The sequence below is a fragment of the Lysinibacillus sp. FSL R7-0073 genome (assembly GCF_038009065.1).
GTDB classification, from domain to species: Bacteria; Bacillota; Bacilli; order Bacillales_A; family Planococcaceae; genus Lysinibacillus; species Lysinibacillus fusiformis.
Map to the genome: position 1 here is coordinate 3163636 of NZ_JBBPAS010000001.1, position 12161 is coordinate 3175796.

The window sequence follows — 12161 nt, forward strand, 5'->3', positions numbered from 1 at the left end:
TATTATTAGCGGAAACAAGATTGGGGAATAACGGGGCTATTTACCTTTTCAATGGTATAAAAAAGGAGCTATCCAACTAGGTAATTTCACACTAGTAGGATAGCTCCATCTATTTACATTATTCTAAGAAGTCTTTTAGACGTTTACTACGAGAAGGGTGGCGTAATTTTCTTAGAGCCTTCGCTTCAATTTGACGAATACGTTCACGGGTTACGCCAAAAACCTTGCCTACCTCTTCTAAAGTTCTTGTACGACCATCATCTAAACCAAAACGTAAACGAAGTACGTTTTCTTCACGGTCTGTTAATGTATCAAGGACATCTTCTAGCTGTTCTTTTAACAATTCATAAGCTGCATGGTCAGATGGAGATTGTGCTTCAGAATCCTCGATAAAGTCTCCTAAATGGGAATCATCTTCTTCTCCTATCGGTGTTTCAAGAGATACTGGTTCTTGTGCAATTTTTAAAATTTCGCGTACTTTTTCTGGCGTTAAATCCATTTCTTCGCCAATTTCTTCTGGAGAAGGTTCTCGGCCAAGATCTTGTAAAAGTTGACGTTGTACACGTATTAATTTATTAATGGTTTCGACCATATGAACCGGAATACGAATTGTACGTGCTTGGTCTGCAATGGCACGCGTAATAGCCTGACGAATCCACCATGTAGCGTACGTAGAGAATTTAAACCCTTTACGGTAATCAAATTTCTCAACGGCCTTAATAAGACCCATGTTCCCCTCTTGAATTAAATCAAGGAATAGCATTCCACGACCTACATAACGTTTAGCGATAGATACTACCAGACGTAAGTTTGCTTCTGCAAGACGCTTACGTGCTTCTTCATCACCTTGCTCAATACGCTCAGCTAGTGCGATTTCTTGCTCTGCAGATAGTAAATCAACTCGACCGATTTCCTTTAAATACATACGTACAGGGTCATTGATTTTAACACCTGGTGGTACACTCAAATCATTTAAGTCGAAAGTCTCTTCGTTCGCTTCTTCTTTCATTAGACTTTCTTCTTCAAATTCTTCTTTTCCAATAATTTGAATGTCTTTATGCTTTTCAAGATCCTCAGCAAAATGGAAAATTTCTTCATTTTCCAATTCATAAGGTGTTAGTTTCTCTGAAATTTCTTTCATAGAAATTTCACCCTCTGTTTTTGCTTTTTCTTGTAGGAATTTTTTTGCATCATCTAATGTAATTTCTACTTCTATCTCTTTTGAACGTTCTGACTTGTCCGCCATAAACCTTCCTCCTTCTAAACAACCGAATCGGGTTAAATCGCCGATAACGATTTTCTTAAATGAATAATCTGTTGGGCGATTTCAAGTGCACGTGCATACTCATGCATCTTCTCCGCTTCCTTTGACTCATGCATCTTTTGATAAATTTCTTGCTCAATTCTATATTTTTGAAGCTGACGGATTGAGTCCACAACCTCTGCCTCTGCTTGATCAGGATCTCGCTCGACTAAAGCCGCTTCCATAACAATTTTCCGTAATTCAGCGTCATCCAAAATCTCCATAAAACGTTGATAATCAGGATGACCATATTCCTCATAAAATCCTACTAAGCGAACAAAAACAGCCATATAAGCATCTCGTACAAATGGCTCTTTTAGCTCACTCCGTAATACCCTGTCCACTACATCTATATTATGAAGCATATGAGCCAGTAATAAACGTTCGGCACGTTCAGCTGCATCCATAGGCTTTTGTTGTTGCGTGACTGGCATTGAAGGCGTTTGTGTCGGCATTTCTGTTTTTGCAGAACGTACCTGATTCGCCTCCAGTTTTCGGAATTGGGCATAAATGGCTTCTTCCGAGATATTTGTTTCATTTGATAGCTGTCGTATATACAAATCTCGTTCAACTGGCGACGATCTACCTATGAGCTGTTCAAGGACTTCTTGTATATATTGAAGCGTATCATTTTCAAATTGAAAGTTCTTATTTCGTCTAGCATGCATCATCATAAAAGCAATATACGCATGAGGGTTTTCCAAAATTTGTTCCTTAAATGCTTGTCCGCCTAACGTGCGAATATATTCATCAGGGTCCAATTTTTCTGGTAACACAGCAATATCTACTTTCATGCGCTCCGTATGCAAAAGCTGCGCCGCTCTTTTCGCTGCATCAAATCCAGCATTATCACCATCATAGCAAATCGTAATTTGCTCTACTAAGCGCTTAAGCTTTGTGATATGCTGATTTGTTAGCGAGGTACCCATTGTTGCTACGGCATTCATAACACCTACAGAGTTAGCTGCTAACACATCCATAAAACCTTCCATCAATACTACTTGACGATTTTTTCTGATAGAAGTTCGTGCTTTATCTAGGTTATAGAGCACTTCACTTTTCTGAAATATTGGTGATTCTGGACTATTTAAATATTTCGCTTCCTCACCCGTTGATGAAAGTATTCGTCCTGAGAAGGCAATAATTTTACCATTCTCATCTCGAATCGGGAACATGATCCTTCCTCTAAAACGATCAAAATAACGTTCTTCTCCCTCTCGCTTAATAATTAACCCACTTTCCGCCATCTCTTGTAAGTTATAACCTTTTCTTTCAAGCAATATTGTTAGTGCGTCAAAGCTTGGGAGAGACCAACCGATGTTATTAGATTCTATAAGCTCCCTTGTAAATCCTCTTTCTAGCAAATAATTTAAAGGTTCTTCGCCATCTTCTGTATTTAACAGTAGATGGTGGAAAAAATCTGCTGTAAAAGCGTGTGCTTCTTTCATCCTTTCTTCCGCTTTAGAAATCTTTTTTGCTCCCCCAGGAAAACTTGGCTCAACATTTAAATGTATGCCAGCTCGTTCTCCAAGTTTCACAACTGCATCAGGAAAAGATATGCCTTCAATGTCCATTACAAAAGTAATGGCATTTCCCCCTGCACCACATCCAAAGCAATGGAATATTTGCTTGTCCGTTGATACAGAGAAAGACGGTGTTTGTTCTCCATGAAAAGGACAGAGGCCAAACCAATTTCGCCCACGCTTGGTCAGCTGCATGTATTCACTAATAACATCAACGATATCCGATTGTGTACGAATCTGTTCAATTACTTCCTCTGGAATCTTCCCTGCCAAATCCATCATCACCATCTTTAATAATTACGTTCTAGAAACACAATTCGCTATTCGTTTTAAAATTCCTTTATTTCTCGACAAAAAATTAGGATTTTTCTCTTATAAATATTTTTACCACAATTTTATTATTATAAAACAAAAATTAGTTTTTATCTATACTAATTTCAAAATCCACTCAAAAAAACCGCCTCTATCACCGAGGTGGTTTATTTTTGTATAATTTATTTGCAAGTCAAAATATGTTCTATGATAGTATTTGCTGTCTCTTCCACAGCTTTATTGGTCACATCTATTACTCGACAGCCTATTTTGCCGACAATTTTTTCAAAATGTTGAATCTCTTCTAAAATACGATTATGTTGCGCATAAATGGCATCATCATTTAATCCGAGAGACATTAATCTTTCCTTCCTTATAGAATTTAACTTCTCAGGAGAGATGATTAAGCCAAAACATTTTTTAGGGTCTAACTGTAATAGCTCTTCAGGTGGTTCTACTTCAGGAACTAAAGGGACATTCGCCACCTTATACTTTTTATGTGCTAAATATTGTGAAAGGGGTGTTTTAGACGTTCGGGATACGCCTACCAACACGATATCAGCTTGTAATAATCCACGGGGATCACGACCATCATCATATTTAACTGCAAATTCAATGGCTTCAATTTTTTTAAAATAATCATCGTCAAGCATATGAACAATTCCAGGTGTCTCCAATGGATTTTCTTCCATAAAGGTTGCCATTGATTGTAATGCAGGACCTATTATATCGACTGCATGTATCTTTTCCTGTTCACATAAATCACGTAATAACTTTCGCATTTCTTGACGAACAAGTGTGTAAACAATAAATGCTTGTTGTTGTGCTGCAAGGAAAACAATCTTACGAATAAGCTCCTCCGATTGAATATGTGGAAATCGTCGGATAACAGTATTCTCTAGACCGGGTCGAAACTGGCTAATTACTGCTTTCGCAACTTGGTCGCCAGTTTCCCCAACAGAGTCAGATACAACAAATACGCGTAGTCTTTTCATGCAGCTCTCCTTCAAATTTAGTCATTTTGCGCAAGAGATAAGAAAGCTCGTGTAATCGTTGTTTTTGTAAGACGGCCTATAATTGTCAAACCACCCTCTTGTGGTTCGACTACTGGTAGCGAATCAACTTCTCGTTCAATGAGCTTGTTCGCAGCAACAACCAAAGAATCTGATCTTTCACAGTACGAAATATTAGGCATACGTGTCATAATTATATGTACAGGAATTTTATTTAAATCCTGCGTGCCAATACTTGTACGCAGTAAATCTTTGCGAGATAGTACGCCTGTCAAAAACTCATTCTTATCTACGACAAAGAGTGTACCAACATCTTCTGAAAACATAAAGCAAATTGCATCATAAACCGTCATTGTTTCTGGGACAACTACAGGGCCTGAATGAAAATCCTTTACTTTTAAATTGTGAATACTATCCATCAATGTAACGGATGCCTTTTTCCCTGAATAGAAATAACCAACTCGTGGTCTTGCATCTAAAAATCCCGCCATCGTAAGGATCGCTAAATCTGGTCTTAAAGTCGCTCTAGTCAGATTGAGACGTTCTGCAATATGTTCCCCAGTGATAGGGCCGTTTTCTTTCACAATTTGTAAAATGTTTTCCTGACGTTTATTGAGTTCGATTGGACTCACCGCCTCAAATCTAATAGTGTTATACTTATGCTCAATTATTATATACTATAGAATGATAGGTATGCAAAGTATTACACTAATTCTATACAAAAGGTGTTATAATAATGCTTTGCATAATTAAAGCAGTATTTCAATTATACAACATACTGCATAAAATAGCAGTAATCTGTGATCAGTTATGCGGATATGTGTAGTGCATTTTAGATTAAGGGTAATTTGTCATGAAGGCTACACGATTTGTTGAAATCAAATCGCTTATAAACGTGCAGCATTGACCATGATATTAAAAACATTCGTATTTCCAGAGAAGTTCCAAAACTAATTTTCAAAAAGCTTTAAGGCCTGTAGTCGGTTGTTGTTTACTACGGCTCTCATGCAAGCTTTCTTGTTGAGAAGTTGTAGTATTTTTTTGTTCTCCATAATAGTTCATATGGGTATTATCGCTACTTTGGCAAGAGTTCATTGGAGCTACATTATACAAAATTAAAAATACTTGTAAAAAACTTAAGGCCGTATTTTGAACGAATAAATTAAACCCATTGAAAAAAGTCTCCTCCACTTTGCATCTAAGCTGATATGAAAGCAAACCCTTCCGAAATTCACATTGTCGATTGTAACATTTTTTCACTTGTTCATACTCTGTTCATACTATCGTCACCGACAGTACATCTCCGTTGTATAAGCTTTCCTTAAGGCCCGATAAAAGGCCCCATTAACAGCTAATGAAAGGAGAAGATTCAAATGAGAAAGGCAATGAAAATGAAGATAGTCACTTGCACAGGTAGAAAAAGAACGTCAATCTTTTTAATCCTCATGTTAACAATACTAGCCCCCATGTCTACAATGGCCACAACTGCCATCAACAACAGCGATAGTCTTACATTTGATGCGACCAGAGAAGTAGGCATAGAAAAAGCTAAGCTGCTAACCGAAACGTACGGCGCTACAAGTTTGCAATACGCACTCATTGATGGTGGAGAAATTGTCATTTCAGGGCATGCTGGCAAAAACGATTTAAATGGCAATAGACCGCTTACTGCAAATACAATGTACGGTATAGGTTCTACAAGCAAAATGGTGCTCACAGCGGCTGTTATGAAGCTTGTCGATGAAGGTAAGGTAGATTTGGATTTGCCTGTGGTGAACTATATACCTGATTTTAAGATGAAAGACGACCGTTACAAACAAATTACGCCTCGTATGCTTCTGAATCATTCCTCCGGCCTGCTAGGAACTTCGTCGCTAAATACATTTTTATATGACGATAACGATGCGTATGCCCATGATATTTTGCTAAAGCATTTAGCCACTCAAAACTTAAAGGTTGACCCGGGAGCTTTTTCGGTTTACTGTAACGATGGTTTTACGTTAGCTGAGATTCTGATAGAGCGAGTGAGTGGCATGAGCTTCACCGCATTTATCAACAAGTATTTTACAGAGCCTCTAGAAATGAACCATACGAAAACACCGCAGAACCTTGTGGATTCTTTGAAACTAGCTGGTATCTACTCCCCTACCTATAACGGACAACTACCGCCAGAAAATACAAACATTATTGGAACTGGCGGCATTTACTCCACAGCTGAAGATCTCGTTAAATTCTCACAAATATTCACAGGACAGGTCGAGGATATTCTTTCTAGTAAATCGGTAGTAGCTATGGCACAAGATGAGTATAAAAGAGGCATGTGGCCTGAGGAAGCCGATCCGTCTTTCGTTGCTTACGGGCTAGGTTGGGATAGTGTTCGCTTGTTCCCATTCAGTGAATATGGTATCAAGGCACTTACAAAAGGTGGAGATACATTATCTTATCATTCTTCATTAGTTGTACTCCCGGAATACAACATGGCTGCGGCTGTTGTCTCTTCAGGAGGTCAAAGCTTAATAGATCAATTGTTAGCTAATGAACTTCTGCTTAGTTCACTTCTGGAAAAAGGTATTATTCATGAACTGAAGCCGAAAAAGTCTCATGGCGTGCCTATTAAGGCAGAAATGCCACAGGAATTATCGCAGCATGTAGGTATTTATGGTGGTATTTCAGGTGCGTTAATGAAGGTAGAAATTAATTCTCTTGGTGAATTGTCTGTATCTACGCTATCGGTCCCTAATAACCCTGTCCAAACGTATTCGTATACAGCAGATGGTTCATTTGTGAACAATGAAGGTACAGAAAAGATAAAGTTCATAGAGGAGAAAAATGGACACACCTATTTATGGTCCAGCTTGTATTTAAATGTACCCAGTCTTCCCCAAACAGCCGTTTCAGAGTATAAAGCTGAAAAGCTCGAAGGTAATATCTTAACGAAAGACGTAGCTGCCGTATGGGAGAAACGTGAAGGGAAAAAATATTATTTGATGAATGAGAAATTTTCATCGATGCTCTACACTAATTCTGCACCAACTGTAACAATAGATACGATTAAAGATGTTCCAGGCTATTTGTTAACTAATAAAATTATTGGAGCAAACCAAGCAGTTAACCAGCTGCAAATCCCTAGCATGGCTGGTCGAGATACTATGGAAATCGAATTCTTTAAGAAAAATGGAGTTGAATATTTCACAGTAGCAGGGGGTTTATATGGTCATGAGGAGCTTGTAAAACCGCTCTACCCTGGCAAACAATCTGTGACAACGATCCAAGCAGACGGCCTTGCCAAATGGTTTTCAGTCCCAATGAATGCAAAAGAAAAAATCATGACCGTTAAAATGCCATCCAAGGGCTCCTTTGCTGTATACGATCAAGCAGGTAATTGCGTGAACTACACTGTGGTGAGTGGTATGAACGAAGTTTTATTACCAGAAAACGGTATAGTAGTATTTGCAGGAGAAGTAGATTCCAAATTTGAGATTTCATTAAAAAAATAAGTGTTGGCTAATCTAAAAAGCTGTTCCTTTGGTCATTATTGACTTATGGGGCAGCTTTTTTGTATGACTAGAAAAAAGCCCGAAACAATATTTACCGTCCCCTCATGTGACGAGGTTGTTGGCCGTTAAAACTTGTTTATGGCCATCTGAACATCATATGTTTTCTATACAGTTTAATAATGATTGCGAATCAAAGAACTACGTGCTACAATGTTGACACATACGCTAGCTCTATTTATATTTTCGAGCAAATTGCGTTATACAGGCGATGATAGGAAAAAAGTATCTGTTCCATTCAAGAGCGAGTAGAAGATGGTGAAAGTCTACATAGTAACAGAGAAAAGGCACTCCTTGAGCTAACTTTTTGAAAAGAGGTTTTAAACGTTTTGTTTAAAACAATCAGGGTGGAACCGCGGGTATTAGCACTCGTCCCTGGGCATACATTGTGCCCGGAGACGGGTGCTATTTTCATTTAGTCTACACTGAATGAAAAGCTTTAGCGTTTTACCGCTAAAAAAGGTGAAAAATTTTGAAGGAGGCTATTTTATGGCTAACAAATCAATGGAAACAATTGTATCATTAGCAAAACACCGAGGCTTTGTCTTCCCAGGCTCAGAAATCTACGGTGGTCTAGCAAACACTTGGGATTACGGTCCTCTTGGTGTTGAATTAAAAAACAATATTAAAAAAGCTTGGTGGCAAAAATTCGTTCAGGAATCAGAGCACAATGTTGGTATCGATGCTGCCATCTTAATGAACCCAAAAGCTTGGGTCGCTTCTGGTCACGTTGGGAACTTTAATGATCCAATGATCGACTGTAAATCATGTAAGGCTCGCCATCGCGCTGATAAAATCATTGAAGACGCAGCGTTAGCAAAAGGTGATGAAATCATTGTTGATGGTATGACATTCGACCAAATGAAAGAAACAATGATTAAATACGATGTAGTGTGCCCTGATTGTGGTAAAGCTGATTTCACAGATATTCGCCAATTCAACCTAATGTTTAAAACATTCCAGGGTGTAACGGAGTCTTCTACGAACGAGATTTTCTTACGTCCAGAAACAGCACAAGGTATTTTCGTAAACTTTAAAAATGTTCAACGCTCTATGCGTAAACGTACACCATTTGGTATTGCACAAGTTGGTAAATCTTTCCGAAATGAAATTACACCAGGTAACTTTACTTTCCGTACACGTGAATTCGAACAAATGGAACTTGAATTCTTCTGTAAGCCAGGCGAGGATCTTGAATGGCACTCTTATTGGAAAGAATTCTGTAAAAATTGGTTATTAAACTTAGGCATGAAAGAAGAGTCTATGCGTCTTCGCGATCACGAGGATGATGAGCTGTCTCACTATTCTAACGCAACAACAGATATCGAATTTAAATTCCCATTTGGCTGGGGAGAGCTTTGGGGTATCGCTGATCGTACAGATTATGATTTGAAACAACATATGGAACATTCAGGTGAAGATTTCACTTATATCGATCCTATTTCAAATGAACGTTATATTCCTTATTGTATCGAACCATCTTTAGGGGCTGACCGTGTGACATTAGCATTCCTATGCGATGCATATGATGAAGAGGAGCTGGAAGGTGACGATAAACGTACTGTTTTACGTTTCCACCCAGCAATTGCGCCCTTTAAAGCTGCTGTTCTACCTCTTTCTAAAAAATTATCTGATGAAGCTACGGACGTTTGGGCAGAACTTCGCAAAGCGTTCCCTGTTGATTTTGATGAATCCCAATCAATCGGTAAACGTTACCGTCGCCAAGATGAAATCGGTACACCATTCTGTATCACATACGATTTTGACTCAAAAGAAGATGGCCAAGTGACAGTACGTCACCGCGATTCTATGACACAAGTTCGTATGCCAATTTCAGAAGTTAAAGCCTATATTGAAAAACATCTTCAATTTTAATAGTAAAAATAGTAAAGAGGGGGTCGCCATTGTTGGCAACTCCCTCTTCTTATGCTTTGTAAGTTGAAAATAAACGCTCTTGCATTTTTTCCTCAAATGAAAACTTTTTCACACTCATACCGATTAAACTAACAAGTAATTCCTCTATATCAGCTAATGAATAATAGAGAAAGGCTCCTTCTCGCATTGGACGTACTCGCTTTTCAACGGTTTGTTCATCCTCAATAAAATAAGCGACATTGACATCACAATGCCCCATTAGCTGTGTAATACGTTGATCATCACCTGGGTTTATGAAGAAAGGCACAATTTTATCAATATACAGAATACTTTGTACAAGCTTAATGAAGAAGTTTTCACGAAGGGTTGTTTCCACAACTAGAATGGTCGTTTTTTCATGCTGATAGTCCATATACAAAACGTTTAATTGTTCTTCTAATAACTTCTTTAAAATAGTAATAGAATTTCTATATTTCGTCATATCCGTTTGTATTTCTCTCGTTAACAGACGTAAAATGCGAAAAGCTGGTAAGAATATTTTTAGGACAATTTCTTTAGGGTGTAAATGATCAATTAATTTACTAAAATGCATTCTTAGACCATTTTCGTCACATCTGATTAATTGCTCTACGAATAGGTTAAAAATCTCTTCAAAGCTATTTGCACGATAATCAATCATTTTGGCTATTTTAACACTATAATTCAAGGGCAGGTTCATTGATGTTTGCTCATCTAGTAATTTTACCTTGGGCAATGTAGGAAATAAATCATAAACAAGCTCGACTTGTGCACTACGATTATCTGATAGCATCACAACAGAGTTAACGGGGTAGATGCCTAAACATTCTACAAATTTATGCATAAATTTTTCGTTATATAAATGTCGGTCCTTGTATAAAACAGCTAACGCATCCGTTGCTCCATAACCATCGTGATAGACTCGCTTAGACGTCATCGCAGAATACACATCAATAATTTGTAGCAACTGTACCCCTTCACTCATATCATCCGCACAAAGCTGATTGGGATAGCCTTTCCCAGCAAAGCGTTCATGATGATCTCGCGCTAAATAGGCGATATCTTTCTCGTTATTTTCGAGAAGAAGCTCATAACCCTTTGTTGTATGTGTTTTAACAATTTCAAACTCATCTTCTGAGAGTTTACGCTTTAAATTTAATATTTCTTGGGGGATAAAGACCTTCCCAATATCATGGAACAAATAACCTCTTGCTAATGTTTCGATATCTGTTAACCCCAAATAACGAGCAAAAATGGTTCCTAATACAAATACATCAAATGAATGAACAAAAGAATACTCATCCCATTCCTTTAAACGCATAAGTAACTCATAGCGATGTTTTTCTTCTAAAGTTTTTTCAAAAACACCGCGAACATAAGCGGTATCTTGTATGCTTTTTAAAATTTGACCATAACGCAATTCATGGACAACATTCTCTAGTGTTGTCATAAAAAGTTGATGAACGGTTTCTTTATAGTCATCGATTGGATCTTTTTCCTCCATTAGTGGTGAAAATAAATCTTCGTATTCTCTCGTTCGCTGAGCACTTAAATCATGGACAATCCGTACCGAATCCGATGGCAGATAGACAGATAATTCATCCACTTTTCGAAGTTTAAGTAAAGCAATAATTCGTTCCGTTAAAACTAAATCCTTTTTAGCTAATAAACGATAATCCGAAAAGATATCTTCCGCTAAAATATCATCTGCTTCAACTTCACGAATACTTAAGGTTACTTTTCGTAGCATATTTTCTGCCACATACGCAATGTACTAAGCACTATGTGACTCCCTCCTTCTTCCATAGGACTGCGTTATTCTGATAAACGTATAAAAATACGCTTTGCTGATAGAGGCTTGTTTTCTATTTCATAGGCATGTCAGATCTATATTAAGTACATTTATTTCGACAGGGGATTAAACGACTAAATTATATTAAAAAAACATAAATAAGAATATCTATATCAATTACAATATCATAGGTTAAAATACCTTTTCAACTAGTATATGGGACTCGAGTGATTAGTTTCTACTATTTATATATTGAAAACTACACAAAAACACAAGACTATTCTCACAGTAACTTATTCTTATATAAACGTTAAAGCGAAACATTGAGTTATATAGACTCATAAACTTAGTTTATAAATTTAAAAATTATTAAAAAAAACTAAATTTATGTAAAAAAATTAGTTTGTAAAAATTGAAATTTTATTCATTTACAGCACAACTTAATAGGAACCCCTGGTTCAATATTTTGATGATTTATGACCAATTACATAATTTAAAGGTTATAACTCCCTCTATTCGTGGTACCAAAATTTTAGTATAAATTAGGTGTTATAATTCGTATTAGCTATTAAATAACGAATCATTGAGAGTACTATAAAATTTTTCATACTACTATTCTCGGAGTATATGGTTGAAGTCTCAGCGTTTATTTCAACTAGGAATGGCATCAGCGCAGCAACATTTTGTTTTTGCAAGTCAATTTAAACAGGAATATACGATGGCCGTTTATGGTCATATTCCTGCAGAGGATTTACTCATATAGGATGGAGA

The 12161-nt window shown here is 37.2% G+C and carries 8 protein-coding genes; 3 read left to right on the forward strand and 5 right to left on the reverse strand.

The genetic code is table 11. The annotated features are described in order from the left end of the window. Positions 1–118 precede the first annotated feature (118 nt). From rpoD to MKY88_RS15760, 4 genes are all read right to left on the reverse strand, one after another. Entirely contained in the window at positions 119–1246 is a 1128-nt protein-coding gene (gene rpoD / locus MKY88_RS15745) for an RNA polymerase sigma factor RpoD (RefSeq protein ID WP_004227165.1), read from the reverse strand. A gap of 32 nt (positions 1247–1278) precedes the next feature. Then, positions 1279–3105, reverse strand: coding sequence for a DNA primase (dnaG, locus tag MKY88_RS15750; RefSeq protein ID WP_328201002.1), 1827 nt, complete (start codon positions 3103–3105; stop codon positions 1279–1281). A 215-nt stretch (positions 3106–3320) separates the two neighbouring features. Continuing rightward, positions 3321–4133 (reverse strand): pyruvate, water dikinase regulatory protein, encoded by an 813-nt coding sequence (locus tag MKY88_RS15755; protein WP_008178459.1) that lies wholly within the window; start codon positions 4131–4133, stop codon positions 3321–3323. A gap of 17 nt (positions 4134–4150) precedes the next feature. After that, a complete protein-coding gene (locus tag MKY88_RS15760) occupies positions 4151–4783 on the reverse strand; it encodes a helix-turn-helix transcriptional regulator (protein ID WP_008178461.1) in 633 nt (210 codons plus the stop codon). Between the two features lie 741 nt (positions 4784–5524). Here MKY88_RS15760 and MKY88_RS15765 point away from each other — a divergent pair. After that, complete coding sequence (locus MKY88_RS15765; RefSeq protein ID WP_340814105.1) at positions 5525–7648, forward strand: serine hydrolase domain-containing protein; 2124 nt, start codon at positions 5525–5527, stop codon at positions 7646–7648. A 546-nt stretch (positions 7649–8194) separates the two neighbouring features. Next, complete coding sequence (locus tag MKY88_RS15770) at positions 8195–9580, forward strand: glycine--tRNA ligase (RefSeq protein ID WP_193832599.1); 1386 nt, start codon at positions 8195–8197, stop codon at positions 9578–9580. A 49-nt stretch (positions 9581–9629) separates the two neighbouring features. On the opposite strand, the gene MKY88_RS15775 is transcribed toward MKY88_RS15770, so the two are convergent. Next, the gene (locus MKY88_RS15775) at positions 9630–11348 is read right to left on the reverse strand and encodes an HD-GYP domain-containing protein (RefSeq protein WP_193832600.1); all 1719 of its coding nucleotides are present in this window, start codon (positions 11346–11348) and stop codon (positions 9630–9632) included. Positions 11349–12021: 673 nt separating this feature from the next. Between MKY88_RS15775 and MKY88_RS15780 the strand changes: the two genes are divergently transcribed. Then, positions 12022–12153 carry a hypothetical protein gene (locus MKY88_RS15780; protein WP_340814108.1) on the forward strand — a complete coding sequence of 44 codons (132 nt, stop codon included), beginning with the start codon at positions 12022–12024 and terminating at the stop codon, positions 12151–12153. Positions 12154–12161: the final 8 nt, after the last annotated feature.